The following is a 21,068-nucleotide window of genomic DNA, read 5'->3' as shown; positions in this document are numbered from 1 at the left end:
ACCGTGGCAGTCGTGGTGACCGCCAGTGCACTGGCGGTCACCGTCGCCGCGCCTGCGGTGGCAGCCCCCGGCTGCGGCGTCACGTACACGGTCGGTTCGCAATGGCAGGGCGGCTTCACCGCGACGGTGACCGTCACCAATGTCGGTGACCCGGTCAGCTCCTGGACGCTGACCTGGAGCTACGCCGCCGGCCAACGGGTCACCCAGGCCTGGAACGCCACCGTGACGCAATCCGGCACCCAGGTCACCGCCCGCAACGTCAGCTACAACGGGAGCATCGCCACCGGTGCCAGCGTCTCGTTCGGCTTCAACGGATCCTGGACCGGCAGCAATCCCGCGTCGACCGGCTTCGCCGTGAACGGCACCACCTGCACCGGCTCGCCGGGGCCCAACCCCACCACCGGGCCGCCGACCCAGCCCCCGACCACGCCGCCGACCTCGGGGCCGACGCCACCGCCGACCTCGGCGCCGCCCGGCAACCCGACCTGGGGCACCGCGCTCCCACCGGCCAGCGCGCCGACCAGTCGCGCCTACACCCTGATCGCCACCGCCAACGACAAGGGATACCAGCCGAGGTCGGGGGAGTGCTCGGTCGAACTCCACGCCCGCTACTGGACGTACGGACCCGACGGGAAGGTCTACCCGACCTGGCACCCGAGTCGGGATCCCAGCGGCTGCAACTTCGGCCACGAACACGGTGACGACCCGCGCAACTCGGACCTGTACAGCACCGCCCGGTGGCCCGCCTTCGGCTACACCAGCGAAGTGATGATGGACGCCATGCCGGAGCACAGCCACCGGCACGAGGACCACGTCGGGCACAAGGTGCTGTCGGTCAACAACGTCAACGTCATCCAGGGCGACAACGGCAGCAGCTTCTTCCCGCCGTCGGGCCCCACGATCGCGACCTGCGACGTCCTGCTCAAGTTCCACCAGGGCACCCACTCGCCGGACGCGTTCACCAACAACGTCCACGAACTGCTCCTCAACCAGCGCTGCTCGCAGTCCAACGGCCAGGTCACCGAGGCCCGGTACAGCGCGCTGATCCCGCTCGGCCGGGCCGGAGGATTCAGCCCCAGCGAATGTCCGGGCTTCGGCGGCCAGTTCATCAACGTCGGCCCTGCGGTGCCCGCGGACTCACCGTCGGAGACCCGGTCGCTGGGCCGGCTCATCACCGAGCCGGGCTGCGTGCAGGCGATCCGGGAGGGCCGTACCCACTACGACCCGCTCTACCCGAACCCGGTGCCGTTCACCGTGTCCGACATGGACGACTTCTGGTTTTCCGACGTCCAGGTGACCGGTTCCGGGCTGAACTTCCGCCTCGCCCCGCTGTTCTACGTGGTCAACCCGTCGCGCTACTACGACCCAGCCCTGCCGAACCGGATGGGCCGGATCGTGGACCTGTGCTACACCAACCTCGCGGGTGGTGACTACTGCAACCAGGCCCGCCAGGTCACCCAGCAGACCGGGCAGCAGGTCGCCTGGGACGATCCGCGCTCACCGTTCAAGGGCACCCTCCGGGAGTTCCGGCCGGGCACCTTCACTGTGCAGAACACCGGACCGACCACGGTCTACACCGACGCGTACGGACGCAACGCCTCCAGCACGCCGTTCGCCGGCTCGATCCAGCAGTACTTCTCCGGCAACCAGTCAACCCAGTTGTATGTACGCGGTGCCACCAGGGACTACGCCGCCAACTCGGTACACGCCCCGAACTGACGAAACCGCACCGATGCCGGGCCCGTGGCGGAACTCTCCGTCGCGGGCCCGGCCCGGTTCAGGGGGCGATGGTGGTCGGGCGCGATGACGGGGCGGCGATGGCGTACCCGCCGTCGCGGCGGACGATCAGGTCGAGGTCTTCGAGCAGGGCAAGTTTGCGCAGCGTGTGGCGTACGTCCAGGCCCGCTCGGGCGGCCAACTCGTCCGGGCCGAGAGTGCCGCGCCGGGGGAGTGCCTCCAGGACCAGGGCCGATTCCTCGTCCAGCAGGTCGCGCGGCTGCCGGGGCGCGCGGGCGAGCGGCGCCAGGTCCGCACCGATCCGACCGACCTCTTCGAGTACGTGTGGCAGCCCGGTGACCAGCCGGGTGCGCGGATGTTCGCGGAGCAGTTCGTGGGCGCCCACCGACATCGCCGAGGTCACCGGCCCGGGGACGACCATCGCGGGGCGGTTGATGGCGAGCGCCCGGCGCAACGTCTGGGTGGCACCACTGCGGGCTGCCGCCTCGACCAGCACCGTCCCGGCGGTGGCGGCGGCGATCAGCCGGTTGCGGATCAGGAACCGGTGACGCAGCGGCTCGGCACCCGGCATCCACTCGCTGATCAGCAGACCGCTCTCCACTATCCGGTCGAACAGCGAGCTGTTGCCCACCGGATACGGCCGATCCACCCCACACGCGAGTACGGCCACCGTCAGCCCGCCGGCGTTCAACGCGCCCCGGTGCGCGGCGGCGTCGATGCCGTGCGCCCCACCGGAGACCACCGTCCATCCCCGGTCGGCCAGTCCGTAGCCGAGTTCGGTGGCGACGTAGCCGCCGTACGGGCTCGCGGCTCGGGCACCCACCACGGCGACCGCCCGGTCCAGGGTCTCGGCCAGCGGCCACTGTCCGCGTACCCAGATGGCGAGGGGTGGTGCGGTTTCCTGGTCGATTTTGCGGTCGGCGCCGGGCAGAGACAGCCGTTCCAGGTCACGCACCTGCGACGGCCACTCGCCGTCCTCCGGTACGACTATGCGGGCGCCGAGCCGTTCGGTGTGCGCGATCGCGGCGGCGGCCACCTCGCGCGGGTTGCCCGCCGCCAGCCGAGCCGCGACCGCCGTACGCAGCCGCCGATCCGGTACGTCACCGGCGAGTAGCCGGTCCAGCGCGTCGACCGGCCCGTACTCGTTCGTCAGCCGGTAGACCGACCAGGTCCCCGGTTCGGCGAGCCAGGTCAGGGCGACCCGAGCCAGCCTGATCTCGGCCAGTTCGTCCGGCGAATCCGGGGCCGGGCGGATCGGCTCCGCTGCGGTGGCCCGGTGCGGGTTGCTCATGATGCCTCCCTGGTACGCAGATGGGTTGCCTCGTTGACGTCGTCGGCGTTCGGCCGGTCCCGGCCGTCGAGGTCGGAGATGGTCCAGGCCATCCGGATGATCCGGTCGAAGCCCCGGGCGGAAAGGGATCCCTGGTCCAGGCGCCGGCGCAGCCCGTAGGTGGTCGCCGCCGGCAACCGCCAGCGAGCCTGCCGCAGGTACGGACCGGGCACGTCCGCGTTGACCTTCCAGCCGAGCTTGGCCCACCGGGCGGTCGCCACCGTCCGCGCCGCCGCGACCCGAGCCGCCACCTCGGCGGACGACTCGTTCGACTCGCCGCTGTCCATCAGCTCCGCCGCCCGCAGCGGGCTCAGCTCCACCTGCACGTCGATCCGGTCCAGCAGCGGCCCGGAGATCCGGGACAGGTACCGGCGACGGGCCAGCGGGGTGCACTCGCAGTGGGTGTCCCCGGCCGGTTTCGCACACGGGCAAGGATTCGAGGCGAGTACGAGCTGCACCCTGGCCGGATACTCCGTGCCACCCCTGGCCCGGTTGATCACCACCCGACCGTGTTCCAGCGGTTGCCGCAGCGCATCGAGCGCCCGCGACTGGAACTCCGCCGCCTCGTCCAGGAACAGAATCCCCCGGTGGGCCAACGACACGGCTCCGGGGCGAGCCAGCCCCGATCCGCCCCCGACGATCGCGGGCACGGTCGCGGTGTGATGAGGAGCCTGGAACGGTGGTCGTCGTACGAGGTCTCCGCCGGACGGCAGGATGCCGGCGATGGAATGCAGCGCGGTGACCTCCAGGGCGGTGTCGTCGTCCAGTTCGGGCAGGATCGACGGGAGCCGCTCGGCGAGCATCGTCTTGCCGGCACCGGGCGGCCCGAGCAGCGCCAGGTGATGCCCACCCGCTGCGGCAACCTCGACCGCCCGCCGACCCAGCCCCTGACCGGCGACCTCGGACAGGTCCGGTCCCTGCGCGGGTGGTGCCGCCTGCCGAGGCGGCGGTTCGAGCAGCGCGGCCCCGTCCCGCACGTACGCGACGAGCCGGTGCAGGTTGTCCACCGCGCGTACCCGTACCCCCGGTACGACCGCGGCCTCGGCGGCGTTCCCGACCGGTACGACCACCCGGCTGATCCCCGCACGGGCCGCCGCCGCGACCATCGGCAGGACGCCCCGGATCGGCCGGACGGTCCCGTCCAGCCCCAGTTCGCCGAGGATGACCACGTCCTCCAGTGGCGCGAGCGGCAGTTCACCGGAGCCGCCGAGCAGGGCTGCGGCAATTGCCAAGTCGAAGCCGGAGCCGTGTTTGGGCAGGGTGGCGGGGAGCAGGTTGACGGTGATCCGGCGGTTGGGCCAGTGCTGCCCGGAGTTGACGATCGCGGCGCGTACGCGGTCACGGGCTTCGTTGAGCGCGGTGTCGGGCAGTCCGGACAGGACCACGGCGGGCAGTCCGGGGGCGAGGTCGGCCTCGACCTCGACCACATGTCCGGTCACCCCGACCAGGCCGACACAGAGCACCTTCGCGTAACTCACCGCGACCCGCCGGACTCGGCCTTGGACGGATGGGGACCTACGCCGACGCGCTGGACTGACATGCAACGTATGCGGGACGAGGGTTGCGTGGGTGGTGTGGCGGCGGGCAGGGATCCGGGGCGAGGGAGTGCCGCTGGTCGAACGGATGTCATGGCAGGACGGTGACCGATCCGGGCGGTCATCAGCAGCCCGTTCAAGGCGTCCTGTGGACGACGAAGGGCCCTGTGGACGGCCGGACGATCATGCCCTCGTTCTGCTATGGAGGCTCCACTGACGGACATAACCGTCTTGCGGGAGAGACCTCCTAAACTAAGAACGCCTACCCTTACCGGGTGGTGGGTGTGGGGTCGATCCGCCCGTCCGGGCCGTACCGGTAGGGGTCACGGTGCGGAACCGGGCCGGGTGTAGACCGTGAACCCGTGTTCGGGTAGGAACACGGTTCGGTAGTCGCGGGTGATGCCGAGCACCCAGTACGGCGGTTTCTCGCCGTGGGAATCCGGCAGGATCATGCCCACGCCGGCTTGCAAAGGCATCACGGCACATGGACTAAATATGATGAGGGCCGCGACTTGGTGAGGGAAAAGTGACGGTAGCGATCACGGCGGCGACAACGCTGGTTGTTGCAGGGCTCGGATTCCTATTCACCTACTTCCATAGCCGCCGACTACAGGAGCGCAACGACCGCCTTACCAGAATCAATCGTCAACTTGGTGAACTCTACGGCCCGGCCTTCGCGCTTACTGATTCAACACGAATCTCATTCGAGGCATTCCGAAGCAGGTACGGCGATATCCGTCAGCAGAAGGAACAGCAAGAAGTGCTGTCTGCCGAGCAAGTTTCGGCGTGGCGGTGTTGGATGACGACAATCTTCCAACCTGCAAACAAGAGGGCCTTCGAGTTGATCATGACTAAGGGTGACCTTCTTCTTGACGAAGAGATGCCAGAGTGTGTATCGCAATTCTGTGCTCACGTGACAAGTTATGATGTGGTCCTTGAGGGCTGGAAGGGCGATTCGCCTGATATCTTTGCAGTTGTTGATTGCCCGCCGGATTTCACCGACTATGTGCGTGTCTCTTATCGCACCCTCAAACGCAGGCAGTCAGTGTTGCTTGCAGAGGGCGTGTCTCGTTCGGAGATATTGACATCGAATGCAACATAATGCCGGGTCGTCGACGACTCTATGATCAATGCTGGGCGCCCTTATCTCACAGATAACGCGTGGGTGGCGCCTTTCGTCGTTTAGCAGGTGGCGGCGTCGACGACGTTGGGCGGTACGCCCGACGCTAGGCGCCAGCACAGCCACCTGGGCCGGCGCTGCTCCGGCATCTTCCAAGGAGAAGCCTCCGATTCCTTGCGCTGGAAGGACCCAGACGTGGATACGGGCGAGAGCCGGTGGTGTGCATCCACCGGCCCTCGTCGTCGTGTCGCGACGCCTCGGCGGTAGCAGCCGATAGTCACGGCGCGTACCGTCGATCTCATGGGCGATCCCGTGTACGGGCGTCGATCGGGAGTACCTCGCGGGAGGAACAAGCATGCCGGCGACCATCGGCGATGAACTGTTCATAGGCGAGCAGGTGGCCTACTGGCGGAAGCGCCGGGGCAAGACCCAACGCGCGCTCGCCGGCTTGGCCGGTATGAGCCAGCCGTATCTCAGCCACATCGAACGCGGCCTGCGACCCGTCGACCGCCGGGCCACTCTTGTCGCGCTCGCAGGCGCGCTTGGCGTATCGGTCGCCGAACTGACCGGCCAGCCCGGAGACCCGCTCGGCCCAGCGCGGGCGCAGACCGCGGCGAGTGTGCCGATGATCCGCGAGGCACTGATCATGCGCGAGGTGGGCGAACTGCGCCCCCCGGTGGGCAGCGTCGCGGAGCTGATGGCGGCGGGCGGCGCGTATGACTTCGCGACTGCCGCCCCCATGCTTCCCTCCCTGCTCGGTGGCCTGACCGGCCCGGACCTGATCCAGGTGAGCCACGTGGCGGTGTTCACCCTCAAGCACCTCGGCTATCCAGACCTGGGCCGCGACGCCGCCCGCCTGGCGGTGTTGGAGGCACAGAACCTGGGAGACCCGGCCTGGATTGGCGCCGCCGAATTCATCCGGATCCTGAGCATGCCGCCCGAGCTTCCCAGGGTGCCGGAGCAACGAGCCCAGTTGACCGCCGACGCCATCCAGCCGCAGATCGGCAACCCCGAGGTACGCCAGGCGTACGGGATGCTGCATCTCTACGCCTCGCTTCGGGCGGCCGTCGACCGCAAGGCAGCGGATGCGATGGATCACCTGCGGGAGGCCCAGGACGTTGCCGACTCGCTGGGCGAGCCGGACGAACTTGGGCTTGCACGCTTTGCGTTCGGCCCCACCAATGTCGACATCTGGCGCCTGGCCGTACTTCTGGAGCTTGGAGAAACGGGACCTGCGATCGAGCACGCGGCGTCGGTCACGCCGGAGCGAATCCCACTCGCCATACGTCAGGCGCCCTTCTACCTGGATCTCACCCAGGCGTTGGCGAGCAGGAGGCGGGATGACGAGGCCGTCGCGATGTTTCTGCGCGCCGAGGCCATCGCTCCGCAGTACGTGCGTCTGAGCCCCACGGTCCGGGACACCATCGCGGTGATCACGCGCCGGACGCGGAAGAATGCGATCAGCAAGCCGTTGCGGCGCGCCGCTGTGGCGGTCGGATTGGGTGACCAACTGGTCCGATAGCTGGACGCAATCAGCTATCCGTGATTTTCGCCCTACGTTCTGTCGCGGGCGCGGCGATCCGGACCCGATCAACGCCGGTACGGCCGCCGTCGCCTCCACGGCGTGCGCCGGGCCCGATCTCCCGTGTCCGGTCCGGCGCGCGCCCCCAGATGACGGAGGTGTGCGATGGCGATCAACAGCACTCGACGGAAATGGTTCCTCGACCACGAACCTGACCGGGCACCGGTCGAGCAGGCGCAGCCCGATCCCGCGCCGTCACCGGTCCCGGTCGAGCGGGTCGTCGTGGCCGACCGGCGTTCGGCTCTGCTGGTTGGGGCGGCAGCGTTCGGCGGCGCTCGCCGGTCCGGCAGCGGAACACGGCCGGCACGCGGCAACGGCGGGCGGTGGTCGCTGTGAGCAGCGAGGCGGAGCAGATGATCCGGGATGCGCTGCGGATTGTCGCGCGGCACCGGGAAGGTACGTGCGAGCGGTGCACGGAGGACGGATGCCCTGACCTCGCCCGGGCGCGGGCGCTCGTCGCGGTACCGGGCGAGTGGTGACCGAGGCGGACCTGCGGGATCTGGTCGTCGCTCTGGAGCCGGGGGAGTGGTACGCCCGCTTTGGCGTACTGGCGGCCACACCACGATGCATCCGTCTGGTGCACATGGACGGGCGGCTTTACACCCGGTGGGTCGGCGAACGTGGCGAGCACGCCGAGGTGTGGGTGTCCGCCCACAAGCCCGAGTGTCAGCCCGGACACCCGCCGTGCCTTGCCGAGTACGTCGCCCTGGCGGCGGTGGAACGGGCTGTGGCTGGGCGGGAGGCGAGATGAGCCGGCAGGACGAACCGCTCACCCCGGCCGCGATCTGGTTCGCGGCGGGTCAGAGCATCGCCGGTCACACCGGTGAGCGCCGGTGTCCGCAGTGCACGGACGAGGGGTGCCCGCAGCTCGCGTGGGCGCTCGACCAGCGGGCCGGCGGTAAGGCGGTGTCCGTCGTGCCGATCCTGCTGCTCGCCGCCCGGCCGTGACCAACGAGTTTGAGCGGCCCGCGCTGGTCAAGGTGACCGTCAACCTCGTCCCGCGCGCGTTCGACGCACTGGACGCGGCGTGCGCGCGAACCAGGGACACGAAGACGGACACGATCAACCGGGCCCTGGTCGTCTACCACCTGGTCCTGGACCTGATGGAGCGCGGCGGCGGCAGCCTCAGCGTGCAGCACCCGGACGGCGGCACCGAACGGATCCACCTGCTGTAGCGGAGACTCGGCCCGGCGACGTTGCGTACGTCGCCGGGCCGGATGACGTCAGACCCGCTCGGGAGCGTCGAACTGAGAGCTGTACATCTCGACCAGCATGGCGCGGCCCTTGATGCCGGAGATCGCCTCGGCACCGGCGATGCCCTCGATCCAGGGGAGCTGTCCGGCACCGCCCTCCGGGCCGAGCGGAACCGCGATCATGACCCCGGCCTGCTCGTACGTGGTGATCTCACCCTCACCGGTGATCAGCGTGCGCAGGTTCGCGGCGACCAGCTCGGCCTGCCGGGTGGCCATGCCCGCCATGTTGGCGTCGGCGTCGGAGATGTCGCCGATGGCGAACACCCGGTCCTGACCGGTGACCCGGAGTTGGTCGTCTACCCGGACGTACCCCTGCTCGTTGCGGGCCTCGGCGAGCGCGCCATGCAGGTAGTCGGTCTGCAGGCCGACGCCGAAGCAGCGGTACCAGACGTCGGCGGTCAGTTCCTCACCGTCGACCGTGGTGATCGACACCGGTCCGGCGGTGGCCGGGGCGATGTCGGGCAGTGCGTTCAGCCGGCTGCCGAGCTTGAGTTCGACGCCGAGCTTGTCGAGCTGGGCCCGCAGTTCGTCGCGGAGCGCCTGGTCGAACCGGCCGGGGAGGATGTCCGGTCCGGAGTCGACCAGGGTGACCTGCTTCTCCGGGAAGGACGACTTGATCTCCCCGGCGAGTTCCAGGCCGGACGGCCCGGCGCCGACCAGCAGCACCCGCTGTGCGCCGCGCAGCTCCTGGTGGGCGTCGCGGAACTTGGCCTGCGCGGTCGCGCTCTCCGTCTCGTCGCTCTTGGCGGGGAACGGGTAGGACGAGCCGGTGGCCAGGATCAGGTAGTCCGGCTCCAGACGCCCGCCTCCGGCGAGCGTGACCTGCCGGCCCTCGACCGCCGCGGCCCGGTCGCGCACGAACCGTCCGTGGTGCAGGAGCCGGCTGTACGGGAGGAAGATCCGCTCCACCCACTCCGGCTCGACCAGTGCGCGCCATGCGGCCACGTTGTGCAGGAAGGCGTCGGAGGGGTCGACGAGGGTCACGTCGGCGACGTCGTCGAGTGCCTTGGCGACCTTGAATCCGGCGTATCCGCCGCCGATGACGGCCACGCTCGGACGCGGCCGGGATGTCTCAGTCATTTGCTCGTAGCTCCAGGTTTGATAGTCACTTCTAATATCGGGCGAACCGCCGGCAAGACTAGCCGCTTCGAAAAGCATAGCGCCAGCGGATCTGCTAGCTTTGGTGGTATGACCAGCGCCGTCAACCACGCAGGAGACTGCGACCGCGCCGACGCGGCCCTGGCACGCGCGTTCGGTGTGCTGGGCAAGCGGTGGAGTGCCCTGGTGCTCGGCAGCCTCCGCAACGGGCCGGCTGGATTCCGCGAGTTGTCCCGAGCCGTCGAGGGTGTCAGCGATTCGGTACTTTCCGACCGGCTGTCCGAGTTGACCGAGGTCGGCCTCGTCGCCCGTACGGTGGAGCCGGGGCCGCCGGTGGCGGTTTCCTACCAGCTCACTCCGGGCGGGCAGGCGCTCGTTCCGGTCCTCACCGAGATCTCCCGCTGGGCCACGAACCACCTGCCCGCCGACAAGAGCTGATCTTCCGGAGCACCTCGCCGGCAAAGCGGTCGACAACAATCGGCCGACCTGGTTGGGTGCGCAACCGTGACAGTCCAGCGCGCCACGGTCCGGGTACGGCCTGCCAACCCGGAGGACCTGGTGCACCTGCCGGTGATCCAGGTGGCCGCCGGTGATCTTTTCCGGGACATCGGCATGGCCGACATCGCGGACAACCAGCCACTCGCCCCAGACGTGTTCGCCGCGTACCAGCGGGAGGGGCGGTCGTGGGTGGGCTGCGACGACCACGATGCCGTGATCGCCTTCGTGGTGGTCGACCTGGTCGACGGTTGTGCGCATGTCGAGCAGGTGAGCGTCCTCCCGGAGCATGCTCGCCGGGGCGTCGGTCAGGTTCTGTTGGACCACGTGGCGGACTGGGCCGCCGGTCGGGGGCTGGCGGCGTGCACGCTGACCACGTTCCGGACCGTGCCGTGGAACGCCCCCTACTACGGCCGCTGCGGCTACCGGGAACTGGCCGACGGGGAGATCACGCCGGGCCTGGCCGAGGTGCTGGAGGCGGAACGCGCCTTCGGCCTCGACCTCACCACCCGGGTCTGCATGCGCCGCGACCTGCCCCGACCAGGCGTCGGACCCGACCAGGGTCTGTGGTGAAAGTCGCTGGTCACGGGCCTTGGGCTGTGTTTCCATGCCGCAGTGAAGATCGAGAACGTGTCCGGCGCGGACGTACCCCCGAGTGTTCGACAGCGGACTGATCGCGACCTCGGTGACTGTGTGCGGGTGTTGGCGGAGGTCCATGAGCGCGACGGTTATCCGGTGAACTGGCCCGACTTCCCGGACGCATGGCTCACGCCGCCATCGCTCATCGCCTCCTGGGTGGCGGAACTGGATGGCCGGATAGCCGGCCACATCGTCTTGTCCCGGAGCGGGGAGGGAGACGCGGCACCTGGGGTGTGGGGCGCTCGTACGGGCGTGAGTATCGACGCGACTGCCGTGGTCAACCGACTGTTCGTCGCTCCGTGGGCCCGTGGCCACGGGATCGGTGCGCTGCTGATCGCGAAAGCTGTCAGATAAGCACGGGATCGCGGCTTGCATCCGGTGCTAGACGTGGTGGCTTCCGACACGGCGGCGGCGGCTTTGTACGAGAGGCTCGGCTGGCAACTGCTGGCCACAGTCGAACAGCAGTGGAGCCCGGAGCAGAAGGTGACCGTCCGGTGCTACGCCGCGGCAACCTGACGGTAGTGCCCTGGAATGGTCAAGATCGACTCTCGCAACAGGCCCTAGCGTCAGAGGGGGCGGACGTACTCCATCCGGTTGGCGAAGTTGTCGTAGCCGGCGCGCTGGAAGCCCTTGAACATGACGACGTTGCGTACGTCGCAGTCGCCCCGGATCTCGGTCGCGCCGTTCTCGGCCAGGATTGCCGTGCCCCGCGCCACCACCGACGAGCTGAAGCCGTGTCCCCGGTGCGCGGGAGCCACACCGACGAACCCGATCACCGGGAACGCGGGGTTGTGCGCGGGCAGGCTGACCACCGCCGGGCTGCCGTCGGCGGCGTACCCGATCTCCCACCACTGCGGCTCGTGGTGGAGTTCGGCCGTTTCCTCGAACAGCAGCTCGGCGGCCCGGCGCAGGCCGTGCCGGCGTACGTCCTCGGTCAGCCTGGCGTCGGCGGTGTCGGCGAGCAGGGACTCCAACAGGCCGACGAAGGGTTCCCGACCCAGCTCGGCCAGCGACCGGAACCGCAGTCGCCCGTCCTGCGCGGGTAGCTCCCCGCCCGCCAACCAGCGGAAACGTCGGCCGTCGCGGGCCACCGTGAAGCCGGCCCGGCGCAGCAGCTCACCGCGCTGCTCGGGGTGGCGCTGGAACTGCGGTGCCTGGGCCGGGGAGTCGACCACGTGGCCCAGTTCGGTCGCGCCGAGCGTCCTGGCCAGGGTCGCCGCCTCCGCGAGCAGGGCCAGCCCGACGGCCGGCTCGGTCCCGTCCCAGGGCGCTTCCAGGAGGACAACGTCGCTGGGCACCTCGTGGCCCGGCATGGTCCACAGCACCACGCTGCCGATCAGGTGACCGTCCTCCTCCGCCACCAGGCACCACTCCGGTCGGGTGCAGCGCTTGGCGAGCAGGTCGGTCAGATACGCGGCGGTGCCGGCGGAACGCTCGGCGTCGTCCGGGTACCGCACGAGTGCGGGGATCTCGTCGGCGTGGGCAACACGGATCGTGGTCAAGAAAAGCCCTTCGGGTACGGCGGCGTGCGGACCGTCCCGCAGCCGGCGGCAGCCGATGCCAGCCGAACGCTTCCACCGGCATCGCCAAGGAGTAGATCATGGGTACCGCACCCGACGGCGGGCTACGCTCGCTGGGTTGACGGCGGAGATCCGGTCGCCGTCGGGAGGCTGGAGGACGTACGTGAGCACCACGGAGGCCGATCCGGAGTTCACCACCTGCGAGTCCGGACCCGAGGGACTCCAGATCCTGGAACCCCGGCTGGTCCCGCTGGGCGGACTGCGGGCGCTGAACGTACGCCGGACTTTGCCGCAGCGGGCCAGGTCGCTGATTGGCGCGTGGTGTTTCGTCGACCACTACGGCCCGGACGACGTCACCGAATCCGGTGGGATGTCGGTCAACGGGCACCCGCACACCGGACTCCAGACCGTGAGCTGGCTCTTCGACGGGGAGATCGAACACAAGGACACGGTCGGCTCGGTCCGTACGGTCCGGCCGGGCGAGGTGAACCTGATGACCGCCGGCCGGGGCATCGCCCACTCCGAGTTCTCCACCCCCGACACCACCGTCCTGCGCGGGGCGCAGCTCTGGATCGCCCTGCCCGACCACGAGCGCCACGGCGAGGCACGGTTCGAGCACTACACCCCCGAGCCGATCAGCCTCGCCGGGGCCCGAGTGAGCGTCTTCATCGGTTCCCTGATGGGCTCGACCTCCCCGGTCCGTACGGCCACCCGCCTGGTCGGGGCGGAGATCCGGATCGAGGCCGGGGCGACGGTGACCATCGAGGTCGACCCGACCTTCGAGCACGGCATCCTGGTCGACGACGGCCGGGTCACCGTCGCCGGTGCCGGCGTCGGTCAGTCCGAGCTGCTCTTCGTCCAGGCGGGACCGGCCACCCTGACCGTCACCGCCGAGCAGGGACCGGCCAGGATCCTGCTGCTCGGCGGCGAACCGCTCAACGAGCGGATCATCATGTGGTGGAACTTCATCGGGCGTACGCACGAGGAGATCGTCGAGTACCGCAACCGGTGGCAGGCGCAGGCTTTCGGCGAAGGCGACCCCGGCGCCGGTGACCTGCCCTACGGAACGTTTCCCGCCGACTGGGAGCAGCTCATTCCCGCGCCGCCCCTGCCGGGTGGCCGGCTGAAACTCCGCCCCTGAGCCCGTACCCCGAGAAGGAGAGACGAGACCCGATGACGAACACCGCCCCCGAACCGACCGTCGAGCTGGACGAGCCCGGACACCGGTACACCATCACCGTGGACGGCACGGTTGCCGGCTTCGCCAAGTTCTTCGACAACAACGGCCAACGGGTCTTCTTCCACACCGAGATCGGCAAGGAGTACGGCGGCCAGGGGCTGGGCAGCCTCCTCGTCACCGGAGCGCTCGACCACGTACGCACCGCCGGGCTGCGGATCGTGCCGATCTGCCCGTTCGTGAAGTCGTACCTCACCCGCCACCACCAGTACGACGACCTGGTCGACCCGGTCACCCCGAACCTGCTCGCCCGGCTCGGCGCGTAGTGAAACCGGGTCGCCGGCTCTACCTCGACAAGCAGTCACCCGCGATCTTCAAGTCGCTCAACGCGACCGCGATCCAGGTACGGGCCCAGGCCACCGAACTCGGCCTTGGCCGTCGCCTGCTCGAACTGGTCAACATCCGGGTCTCGCAGCTCAACGGGTGCGGGTACTGCCTGCAACTGCACACCGCGCGGGCACTCGCCGAGGGCGAGACCACGCACCGGCTCTCCGTCCTGTCCGTCTGGCGGGAGACCGAGCTGTTCGAGGCGAAGGAACGGGCGGCGCTGATGCTCGCCGAGGGGGCGACCCTGGTCGCGGGGGAACGGACCGGCGACGCCGACTACGCCTGGATCGAGTCCGTGCTGACCGCCGACGAGATCTCCGTACTGAGCTGGGCGGCGATCACGATCAACGCGTTCAACCGGGTGTCGATCCTCAGCCGGCACCCCGTACCGGTGCAGAGCCCGGCGGTGACCGCGGACGCCAAGTAGGCGTCAGTCGCGGACCGCGCGCAGCACCAGCTCCCGGAGCAGGTCGACCACCTCGGTCGGGGTGAAGTCCATCGCGTTCTCGTGCACGGTGACCTCGAAACTCGACCTGGTCGGATCCGGCGCGGACCGGATCCGGCCGAAGAGTTGGACGCCGTGTTCGGCCAGGATCGCGGCGGCGGCCCGTTCGACGGCCGCGGGGCCCGCGGGCAGGTGGACGTGGAACATCGGCGTCTGCGGCGGATCCGGCCAGGCCAGGGCCACGCCGTCGGCGTTGATTGCCGCAGCGATCGCGATCGCATGGTCCCGGAAGGCCGGCATCCGGGGCAGCAGGGTGTCGAGCCCGGCGAGCGCGGCCAGGGCGAGCGGCCAGGCGTCGTGGATGGCACCACCGAGCCGGGTACGCCACACCGCCGCCTCGGCGATCGTCGCCGCGTCACCGGCCAGGATCGCGCCGCGTACGCCCTGGAGCGCCTTGTAGAGCGACACGTACACGGTGTCGAAGAGACCGGCGATCTCGTCGAACGGCCGGCGGTAGTAGGTCTGCGCCTCCCAGAGCCGGGCACCGTCCAGGTGTGTCGCCGCCCCACCGGAGCGTGCCGTCTCGACCTGCGCCAGCAGGTCCTCCCATTCGGGCAGCAGGCCGCCGATGTCGCGCTGCGGCAACTCCCACAGCACCGCCGCCAGCGGCTCACCGATCGATTCGAGGTCCGCGCCGGTCATCAACCGGTGCCGGTCACCGGCCGGGTGGAAGCGCAGCCCGTGCACGACCTGGTAACCCTGCGCCTCCCAGGCATCCAGGTGGGTCTGTGGATGCGCGGCGAACGCGGGCACGTTGCGACGCTGGGCGTGGATCCGGAGCGCGATCTGCTGCGCCATCGTCCCGGTGGGGAAGAACAGCGCGGCCTCCTTGCCCAGCAGGGTCGCCACCCGCCGTTCGAGCTGCGCCACCGGCCCGTCCGGCCCGGACGGCGGGGTGTCGGCGTCCACCCGTTCCAGAAGGTCCCGCAGCACCACCTGCGGGCTCAGCCGGATCGGCGCGTGTGCGAACAGGGAACGCCGGATCGGCGGGCGGGCATCGGGCGCGGACATGATCCAGAGCATGCCCTTGCTGCCACCTGTTTGCAATAAGGCTTGTTCTTCGTCACCGGGCGTGCGTCGGGGTCGCCGAGCCGGGTCGCGTCGCCCGTAGTGCGGCCAGCAGCCAGGTGAACGCGGGCACCGCCGGTGGTGCCGGGGCGACCCCGTTGACCAGGCTCAACAGCTCCCAGTATCGCTCCACGGCGGGATCGGCCACCGTCTCCAACCAGGTCAGCAGGGCGGCCCGCTCCGGCTCCGGCAGGTCGGCGGGGACGATCCGGGCGAGCACCGCCGCACCCACCGGGGACTCCGGCGCGACCCCCTCCGCCACCGCCCGCCCCGCGTGCTCGACCACCGCCGGGCGGATGGTGAGACCGAAGTCCAACCGGTTGTCGTCCCCACCGGTCAACACCATTCGTCGTACGGACCGCCGGAAGTCCTCGTCCGCGACCAGGTCCGCCAGCTCCACCCAGGCGTCCACCTGCTCGGCGGTGGCGTCGTCGGGCAACTCCGTCGGCAACTCCCGCATCCATCCCGCGACCACCAGAGCGTCGGAGTCGTCGACCCCGGCGAAGATCTCGTCGACGAAGTCGTCGATGACCTGCTGGCGCTCCCGTACCGAGAGTCGGGCCAGTTTGTGGATCAATGTCAGCTCCTCGGTTGTGCTGCCACGGTTCGCGACGGTGGCCAGTACCGCCCGGCGCAGCCGCAACGTACGGATCTCCGCGTCGAGGGCCCGGACGTGCATTCGCGCCACCTCGGGCAGGGTGTCCTGCCGGGCGAGCACCCGGCGTACGGCGTCCAGGCCGAGGCCGAGTTCACGCAGGGTACGGACCAGGTCCAGCCGGGCCACGGCGCTCGCGTCGTACCGGCGGTAGCCACCGGTGGACCGGTCCACCGGAGGTACCACCCCGATGTCGGACCAGTAGCGGATCGTCCGCACCGCCAACCCGGTACGCCGCGCCAACTGCCCGATCGTGTACCGCTGCGGGGCGGTGCCGTCGTCCATGGGACCAGCCTGCACCCTCCACCCACCGGAGACTCAAGCTCCCGGTTCAGGGGCAGCCGTCCATCGTGGTCCGAACTATGATTGCCGTTCCGGAACCGGGGGGGAAATCATGTCCGGACGTGTGACCGTACGGCGGGCCGGCGCGGACGAGGCGGCGGCGATCGCGACCGTTCTCGGCGAGGCGAGCCTGGACGAGGCCGTGGTCGGCTGGGTGGTGCCGGACGAGCGGATACGCCGCGACCGGCTCACCTCCGGCGCGGAGCAGACCGTCGGCTGGGTGCTCGGGGTGCTCGCCACCGGCGAGATCCTGGTCGCCCAGGACGACTCCGGCGGGATCGGCGGGCTGTCCCTCTGGGAGTACACCGACGGTGACGCGGTCGCACCCGGCCCCGCCCCGGAGGAGCTGACCGCCGTCTTCGCCCAGGCCTACGGCGAGTACGCGCCCCGGATGGCCCTGGTGCACGAGCTGACCCAGCGCCGTCACCCGCGCGACGAGCCGCACTGGTATCTCCAGTTGATGGTGGTCCTACCGGATCACCGGGGCCGTGGGCTCGGCGGCGCGATGCTGGCCCACCAACTCGCCCGGGCCGATGCCGACGGGGTCGCGGCCTACCTGGAGGCCAGCACCCCCCGCAACCGCAAGCTGTACGAGCGACACGGGTTCCGGGCGCTCGGCGCCCCGATCGTGCTCCCGGACGGCGGCCCCGGCATCCAACCCATGTGGCGACCGGCGGTCACCCCCGTCACCTGACCCCGGTCAGGCCGGGAGGTCCGACTGCCAGACCCAGTTGCGGCGGTCGTAGTTGACCCGGAAACCGAGCCGGAGCATGTTCTCCAGCGACGCGTTGTGATCACCTTCGGCCGGACGGCCGGTCTGCGCGGTCAGCCAACGGCACCCGGCCTCGGCGGCGCCGCGGGCGCGGGCCGCCAGCAGTGCCGACTGGGCGCCCCGGCCACGGTGGGTGGGCAGGGTCGACGCACCGCAGATCCCGCCGGCCTCACCGTGGACGAACAGGTTGGCGGCCCCGACCATCTCGTCGCCGTCCCAGGCGGCGTACGCGCGAAAGTCGGGGTGGGCCACGGTGGCGGCCATCATCTCCGCCAGACCCTCCTCGGGCATGCCGAAGCCGCGCATCAGGACCGAGGCCCACTGTGCGGCCTGGGTGGTGTCGACCTCGGTGATCCGCAACGTCGTCTCGACCGTCGGGAAGTCGGTCACCTCGCGGGCCAACTGCACCCAGTACGAGCCCGGCGTGATGCCCTGCGCGGCGCAGATCTCGTCCCAGTCGTCCGGCAGCCGGGACGGGGCGATCTGGATCGTGGCCTGCTGGCGGCCCTGCTCCCGGTAGAAGTCGCAGACCTCGGCGATCGTCTTGGCGGTCACCGGCTCGTCGAAACCGAAGCCGAGCGCTTTGTTCCAGTAGCCGCCGGCCGGGTCGTGTCGCATCGACACCGCGACGCCGCCACCGATCCGGGTCTGCGCCATCCCGAGGGTCGACTGGACACTCTCCGGTGTGCCGGACTCGTACCGGAACATCACCTCGGCCTCGGCCAGTTCGGCGAGCGCGGACAGTCGATCATCAACCGACACGGGGATCCTCCGGGCGACAGGTGGTGGTCGGGCACGCTGAGCAGCGCCTACGCCCGTACGGCAGCCACAACTATGGGCAGGACGGCGTACGCGTACCAAGCCGACCCGGCGACCGAACGCTGTGATCTGGACCTCGGTGTGACGCCCACTACCCGTGAGGGTTCGCGGCGGCGGCGTACCCGGTCAGTTGACCCGCTCGGCACTTCGGCCCTGCGGGGTGGCCCGATCGCCAACCGGATCGTGCGCCGTGCCCGGATCGCTGTTGCCGTTGCGGTCGGTTGGGCCGGGCTGGCGCGGTACCCGGGCGGGTGGCGGTGAGGTCGACGGTGGGCGCCGTCGGGGCCCGAGCAGGCGCATCGTCGGGGTCTCGACGAACCGGTACAGCAGCCCGGCGAGGACCAGGTTGAGCAGCAGGAAGCCGATCGCCGCGGCCGGTCCCTGCCAGCCGGGGAAACCGCCCTGATGGTTCGTGGCCCGCAGGATGCTGGTCACCACGAACACGTGCACCAGGTAGTAGGCGAAGGACACCTCGCCGAGCCAGCGCATCGGCCGGGACCGCCATGGCGACCAGGTTCCGCGTACGTCCGCCTCGGCTGCCGCCGCGATCACCAGGATGTACGCCGCGGCGAGCAGGGTCGTCCACAGCTCGGCGCGGATCCACTGGGTGGCGGCGACCCAGGTCAGCAGGAAGATCACGGTCGCGACCTTCAGGTTCGGGCCGCGCCACCGGCCGCGCACCATCAGCTCGGCCGCGGCCACACCCATCCAGAACTCCAGCGAACGCACCAGCGGGAACACCTGGGTGAACCACCACCGGTCCGCCTCCGGCACCAGGAGCTGACCCGGCCAGAGGGAGAGGATCAGCAGCGGCATCGCGACGATGACGGCGACCAGGACCCAGGGGCGCAGACGGCGGATCAGCGGAAGGACCAGGGGCAGGCACAGGTAGAAGAACAGCTCGCAGGAGAGCGACCAGCTCACCGTGTTGACGCTGTAGAACCAACCCGGAGTCGGGTTCCAGGCCTGCACCAGGAAGAGGTTGGTGAGCGCGACCTTGAGGTTGAACGGGTCCGCCCAGTAGAGCCCGAGCAGCAGCACCGCCGCCCAGAGCACCACGTGGTTGGGGAAGATCTTCGCGGCCCGGCGCCGCCAGAACGCCAGCGGGGTGTCACCGGGTCGGGCCGACCAGACCAGCACGAACCCGCTGAGGATAAAGAAGAACTGGACCCCGGACAGGCCGAGGGTGAACACCTTGCTGACCACGGCGTGGTAGTCGGGCTCGGCGATGACCCGCATCGTCCCGACGTGGAAGCCGAAGACCAGCATCGCGGCGATCCACCGCAACCCGGTCAGTGACGGCAGCTTGCTCAGGGGTCGGCCAGCGGCGGTGGCCGTGGGAGTGCTCGTCATGACGCCCGGCACTCTAACCGGTACGCCGGCACCGGCCACCGGCACGGGTCCGCTTCCGTTCGGGATCGGCCACTTCGGCCGACGATGAGTCGTACATCCTTGATTTCCGTACTCGTCACTGATTCGGGGTCGACTGTTCCCCGGTCCGCCCTACCGTGCCCAATCATGGTCTTCACTCGATCGGGTATCGCGCCCGCCCGTGCCACCACCCCCGGCCGGGTCGCCGTCGCACTGCTGGCGCTGGCCGCCTCGGTGTCGACGCTCACCGCCGTCGACAACACCACGCCGGCCGCCGCCGCCCCCGGCAGCGTGGTCGTCTCCGCGAACTTCGACACGGGCGGCCTGCCCGCCGGCTGGCGGGCCGTCGACGGTGACTGGACGGTCAAGAACGGCCGGCTGTACGGGGCCGCCGGCAGCGGCTCGAAGAAGATCACCTTCGGTCGGCACCTGAACGACTTCCGGCTCGAGGCGACGGTCCGGTTCGAGTCGGTGGCCGAGGAGACCCGGTGGACCGCGCTCGGGCTCGACGTACCGACCGCCGGTGCCCCGCCGTGGTGGATCGCCACCCTGCGCAGCGGCAGCACCGCCACCAACGGGCTGGAGTTCGCCCAGCTCACCACGGCGAACACGTGGAACGTGACGAACACCGCCGCGGCGCCTTCGGCGGCCGGCACCGGTCGGGACATCAGCATCGCCGCCGAGGTGCACGGCATCAACGCCCGCTGGTTCTTCGGCGGCCGGGAGGTGCTCCGGACCAGCAGCCTGCAGCGCTCGGCCGGTGGCGTACAGGCGCTGATCGTGAACGGGGCCACCGTCTCGTTCGACAACGTCAAGGTCACCGAGCTGGCGCCGAGCCCGTACCTCCGGCCCGTCGGTGCGCCGCTGACCGTCATCGCCCACCGGGGTGCCTCGGCGGTGGCGCCGGAGAACACCCTGGTCGCCCAGGACATCGCCCGGAGCAACGGGGCCGACTGGATCGAGAACGACGTCCAGCCGAGCAAGGACGGCGTGCCCTTCGTGATGCACGACAGCACGGTGAACCGGACCACCAACGGCACCGGCGCGATCCGCAGCCTCACCGCCGCCCAGCTCAAGCAACTCGACGCCGGTTCGTGGTTCGGCCCGCAGTTCACCGGCGTACGCCTGCCGACGCTGGCCGAGCAACTGGCCGACCTGCGTACCCGTGGTGGCAAGCTGCTGCTGGAGATCAAGGGTGCGCACACCAAGGCCGAGGTTGGCAGGATCATCGACATCATCCGGGCCGAGCAGATGACCGGGCGGGTCTTCATCCAGAGCTTCGAGACCAGCGCGCTCACGTACAGCTACCAGCTTGCCCCGGAGATCCCGCTCGGCCTGCTGCGCAGCACCCTCGACGCGGACCCGGTGGCGATCGCCCGGCAGTACCACCTGACCGCGTACAACCCGGCGGTGGCGGCGTTGACCGCCCGTCCGGCGGTCATCGCGAGCCTGCACACCGCCGGGGTGGCGCTGATGGTCTGGACGGTCGACTCGGCCACCCAGTGGCAGCAGCTCAAGGGCCTCGGGGTGGACGGGATCATCACCAACCGGTCGCCCGAACTCGTCGACTGGAACGCCGCCAACCCCGGCTGACCCACACTCCGCCGGTTGGGCGCCGCCTCGGTGAGCCGTGCCGCGCTGGTGAGTCGCGCCGCCGATCGGC

Annotated in this window: 25 protein-coding genes; 16 read left to right on the top strand and 9 right to left on the bottom strand. The window is 70.0% G+C overall.

Annotation, left to right across the window (positions count from 1 at the left end):
• The first annotated feature begins 12 nt into the window (after positions 1–12).
• Positions 13–1,719: a cellulose-binding domain-containing protein gene (locus OIE47_RS05510; RefSeq protein ID WP_442792053.1), complete on the top strand. Its 1,707-nt coding sequence runs from the start codon at positions 13–15 to the stop codon at positions 1,717–1,719.
• Between the two features lie 58 nt (positions 1,720–1,777).
• Here OIE47_RS05510 and OIE47_RS05505 read toward each other — a convergent pair whose 3' ends face one another.
• The 3 genes from OIE47_RS05505 to OIE47_RS05495 all read right to left on the bottom strand — a co-directional run bounded on the left by OIE47_RS05505 (position 1,778) and on the right by OIE47_RS05495 (position 5,078).
• On the bottom strand, positions 1,778–3,028 hold the full coding sequence (locus OIE47_RS05505; RefSeq protein WP_326560406.1) for a DNA-processing protein DprA: 1,251 nt from the start codon (positions 3,026–3,028) through the stop codon (positions 1,778–1,780).
• Positions 3,025–4,545: a YifB family Mg chelatase-like AAA ATPase gene (locus OIE47_RS05500; protein WP_326560405.1), complete on the bottom strand. Its 1,521-nt coding sequence runs from the start codon at positions 4,543–4,545 to the stop codon at positions 3,025–3,027. Before OIE47_RS05500 ends, OIE47_RS05505 begins: the two co-directional genes overlap by 4 nt.
• Positions 4,546–4,925: 380 nt before the next feature.
• A complete protein-coding gene (locus tag OIE47_RS05495) occupies positions 4,926–5,078 on the bottom strand; it encodes a hypothetical protein (RefSeq protein ID WP_326560404.1) in 153 nt (50 codons plus the stop codon).
• A gap of 50 nt (positions 5,079–5,128) precedes the next feature.
• On the opposite strand from OIE47_RS05495, the gene OIE47_RS05490 reads away from it, so the two are divergent.
• The 6 genes from OIE47_RS05490 (at position 5,129) to OIE47_RS05465 (ending at position 8,479) form a co-directional block, all read left to right on the top strand.
• Positions 5,129–5,704, top strand: coding sequence for a hypothetical protein (locus OIE47_RS05490; RefSeq protein ID WP_326560403.1), 576 nt, complete (start codon positions 5,129–5,131; stop codon positions 5,702–5,704).
• 373 nt (positions 5,705–6,077) lie between these two features.
• Complete coding sequence (locus OIE47_RS05485; protein WP_326560402.1) at positions 6,078–7,244, top strand: helix-turn-helix domain-containing protein; 1,167 nt, start codon at positions 6,078–6,080, stop codon at positions 7,242–7,244.
• 165 nt (positions 7,245–7,409) lie between these two features.
• Positions 7,410–7,640 (top strand): hypothetical protein, encoded by a 231-nt coding sequence (locus OIE47_RS05480; RefSeq protein ID WP_326560401.1) that lies wholly within the window; start codon positions 7,410–7,412, stop codon positions 7,638–7,640.
• 139 nt (positions 7,641–7,779) lie between these two features.
• On the top strand, positions 7,780–8,055 hold the full coding sequence (locus tag OIE47_RS05475) for a hypothetical protein (RefSeq protein WP_326560400.1): 276 nt from the start codon (positions 7,780–7,782) through the stop codon (positions 8,053–8,055).
• On the top strand, positions 8,052–8,252 hold the full coding sequence (locus OIE47_RS05470; RefSeq protein WP_326560399.1) for a hypothetical protein: 201 nt from the start codon (positions 8,052–8,054) through the stop codon (positions 8,250–8,252). The genes OIE47_RS05475 and OIE47_RS05470 overlap by 4 nt, the downstream gene beginning before the upstream one ends.
• A complete protein-coding gene (locus OIE47_RS05465; protein WP_326560398.1) occupies positions 8,249–8,479 on the top strand; it encodes a hypothetical protein in 231 nt (76 codons plus the stop codon). The genes OIE47_RS05470 and OIE47_RS05465 overlap by 4 nt, the downstream gene beginning before the upstream one ends.
• Before the next feature lie 48 nt (positions 8,480–8,527).
• Here the strand turns inward: OIE47_RS05465 and OIE47_RS05460 are convergent, their stop codons facing one another.
• Complete coding sequence (locus OIE47_RS05460; protein ID WP_326560397.1) at positions 8,528–9,637, bottom strand: NAD(P)/FAD-dependent oxidoreductase; 1,110 nt, start codon at positions 9,635–9,637, stop codon at positions 8,528–8,530.
• Between the two features lie 108 nt (positions 9,638–9,745).
• Here OIE47_RS05460 and OIE47_RS05455 point away from each other — a divergent pair, with 108 nt between their 5' ends.
• The 4 genes from OIE47_RS05455 (at position 9,746) to OIE47_RS05440 (ending at position 11,305) form a co-directional block, all read left to right on the top strand.
• Complete coding sequence (locus tag OIE47_RS05455) at positions 9,746–10,093, top strand: winged helix-turn-helix transcriptional regulator (RefSeq protein WP_326560396.1); 348 nt, start codon at positions 9,746–9,748, stop codon at positions 10,091–10,093.
• Between the two features lie 66 nt (positions 10,094–10,159).
• A complete protein-coding gene (locus OIE47_RS05450; protein WP_326560395.1) occupies positions 10,160–10,723 on the top strand; it encodes a GNAT family N-acetyltransferase in 564 nt (187 codons plus the stop codon).
• Between the two features lie 42 nt (positions 10,724–10,765).
• A complete protein-coding gene (locus OIE47_RS05445; RefSeq protein ID WP_326560394.1) occupies positions 10,766–11,143 on the top strand; it encodes a GNAT family N-acetyltransferase in 378 nt (125 codons plus the stop codon).
• A 15-nt stretch (positions 11,144–11,158) separates the two neighbouring features.
• The gene (locus tag OIE47_RS05440) at positions 11,159–11,305 is read left to right on the top strand and encodes a hypothetical protein (RefSeq protein ID WP_326560393.1); all 147 of its coding nucleotides are present in this window, start codon (positions 11,159–11,161) and stop codon (positions 11,303–11,305) included.
• Positions 11,306–11,355: 50 nt separating this feature from the next.
• Here the strand turns inward: OIE47_RS05440 and OIE47_RS05435 are convergent, their stop codons facing one another.
• On the bottom strand, positions 11,356–12,291 hold the full coding sequence (locus tag OIE47_RS05435) for a GNAT family N-acetyltransferase (RefSeq protein ID WP_326560392.1): 936 nt from the start codon (positions 12,289–12,291) through the stop codon (positions 11,356–11,358).
• Between the two features lie 181 nt (positions 12,292–12,472).
• Between OIE47_RS05435 and OIE47_RS05430 the strand changes: the two genes are divergently transcribed.
• The 3 genes from OIE47_RS05430 to OIE47_RS05420 are packed head-to-tail and all read left to right on the top strand — an operon-like array spanning position 12,473 to position 14,300.
• Positions 12,473–13,450, top strand: coding sequence for a pirin family protein (locus OIE47_RS05430; protein ID WP_326560391.1), 978 nt, complete (start codon positions 12,473–12,475; stop codon positions 13,448–13,450).
• The gene (locus tag OIE47_RS05425; protein WP_326562998.1) at positions 13,390–13,812 is read left to right on the top strand and encodes a GNAT family N-acetyltransferase; all 423 of its coding nucleotides are present in this window, start codon (positions 13,390–13,392) and stop codon (positions 13,810–13,812) included. The genes OIE47_RS05430 and OIE47_RS05425 overlap by 61 nt, the downstream gene beginning before the upstream one ends.
• A complete protein-coding gene (locus OIE47_RS05420) occupies positions 13,812–14,300 on the top strand; it encodes a carboxymuconolactone decarboxylase family protein (RefSeq protein WP_326560390.1) in 489 nt (162 codons plus the stop codon). Before OIE47_RS05425 ends, OIE47_RS05420 begins: the two co-directional genes overlap by 1 nt.
• Before the next feature lie 3 nt (positions 14,301–14,303).
• On the opposite strand, the gene OIE47_RS05415 is transcribed toward OIE47_RS05420, so the two are convergent.
• On the bottom strand, positions 14,304–15,389 hold the full coding sequence (locus OIE47_RS05415; RefSeq protein WP_326560389.1) for a threonine aldolase family protein: 1,086 nt from the start codon (positions 15,387–15,389) through the stop codon (positions 14,304–14,306).
• A gap of 52 nt (positions 15,390–15,441) precedes the next feature.
• Positions 15,442–16,386, bottom strand: a complete 945-nt coding sequence (locus tag OIE47_RS05410) for a helix-turn-helix domain-containing protein (RefSeq protein WP_326560388.1) — start codon at positions 16,384–16,386, stop codon at positions 15,442–15,444.
• 109 nt (positions 16,387–16,495) lie between these two features.
• On the opposite strand from OIE47_RS05410, the gene OIE47_RS05405 reads away from it, so the two are divergent.
• On the top strand, positions 16,496–17,137 hold the full coding sequence (locus tag OIE47_RS05405; protein WP_326560387.1) for a GNAT family N-acetyltransferase: 642 nt from the start codon (positions 16,496–16,498) through the stop codon (positions 17,135–17,137).
• 6 nt (positions 17,138–17,143) lie between these two features.
• On the opposite strand, the gene OIE47_RS05400 is transcribed toward OIE47_RS05405, so the two are convergent.
• Entirely contained in the window at positions 17,144–17,977 is an 834-nt protein-coding gene (locus OIE47_RS05400) for a GNAT family N-acetyltransferase (RefSeq protein ID WP_326560386.1), read from the bottom strand.
• 183 nt (positions 17,978–18,160) lie between these two features.
• Positions 18,161–19,387, bottom strand: a complete 1,227-nt coding sequence (locus OIE47_RS05395) for an acyltransferase family protein (protein ID WP_326560385.1) — start codon at positions 19,385–19,387, stop codon at positions 18,161–18,163.
• A 165-nt stretch (positions 19,388–19,552) separates the two neighbouring features.
• On the opposite strand from OIE47_RS05395, the gene OIE47_RS05390 reads away from it, so the two are divergent.
• Positions 19,553–20,998 (top strand): glycerophosphodiester phosphodiesterase, encoded by a 1,446-nt coding sequence (locus OIE47_RS05390; RefSeq protein ID WP_326560384.1) that lies wholly within the window; start codon positions 19,553–19,555, stop codon positions 20,996–20,998.
• Positions 20,999–21,068 lie beyond the last annotated feature (70 nt).

The sequence above is a fragment of the Micromonospora sp. NBC_01796 genome, from assembly GCF_035917455.1.
Classification (GTDB): Bacteria; Actinomycetota; Actinomycetes; order Mycobacteriales; family Micromonosporaceae; genus Micromonospora_G.
Note: the sequence above shows the minus strand (reverse complement) of the source record. Positions and strands in the feature narration are given on the sequence as shown.

Coding starts and splice junctions, on each gene's coding strand:
- OIE47_RS05505 (WP_326560406.1), bottom strand. CDS start 3,028: ATGAGCAACCCGCACCGGGCCACCGCAGCGGAGCCGATCCGCCCGGCC.
- OIE47_RS05495 (WP_326560404.1), bottom strand. CDS start 5,078: ATGCCTTTGCAAGCCGGCGTGGGCATGATCCTGCCGGATTCCCACGGC.
- OIE47_RS05485 (WP_326560402.1), top strand. CDS start 6,078: ATGCCGGCGACCATCGGCGATGAACTGTTCATAGGCGAGCAGGTGGCC.
- OIE47_RS05480 (WP_326560401.1), top strand. CDS start 7,410: ATGGCGATCAACAGCACTCGACGGAAATGGTTCCTCGACCACGAACCT.
- OIE47_RS05470 (WP_326560399.1), top strand. CDS start 8,052: ATGAGCCGGCAGGACGAACCGCTCACCCCGGCCGCGATCTGGTTCGCG.
- OIE47_RS05460 (WP_326560397.1), bottom strand. CDS start 9,637: ATGACTGAGACATCCCGGCCGCGTCCGAGCGTGGCCGTCATCGGCGGC.
- OIE47_RS05455 (WP_326560396.1), top strand. CDS start 9,746: ATGACCAGCGCCGTCAACCACGCAGGAGACTGCGACCGCGCCGACGCG.
- OIE47_RS05415 (WP_326560389.1), bottom strand. CDS start 15,389: ATGTCCGCGCCCGATGCCCGCCCGCCGATCCGGCGTTCCCTGTTCGCA.
- OIE47_RS05410 (WP_326560388.1), bottom strand. CDS start 16,386: ATGGACGACGGCACCGCCCCGCAGCGGTACACGATCGGGCAGTTGGCG.
- OIE47_RS05405 (WP_326560387.1), top strand. CDS start 16,496: ATGTCCGGACGTGTGACCGTACGGCGGGCCGGCGCGGACGAGGCGGCG.
- OIE47_RS05395 (WP_326560385.1), bottom strand. CDS start 19,387: ATGACGAGCACTCCCACGGCCACCGCCGCTGGCCGACCCCTGAGCAAG.
- OIE47_RS05390 (WP_326560384.1), top strand. CDS start 19,553: ATGGTCTTCACTCGATCGGGTATCGCGCCCGCCCGTGCCACCACCCCC.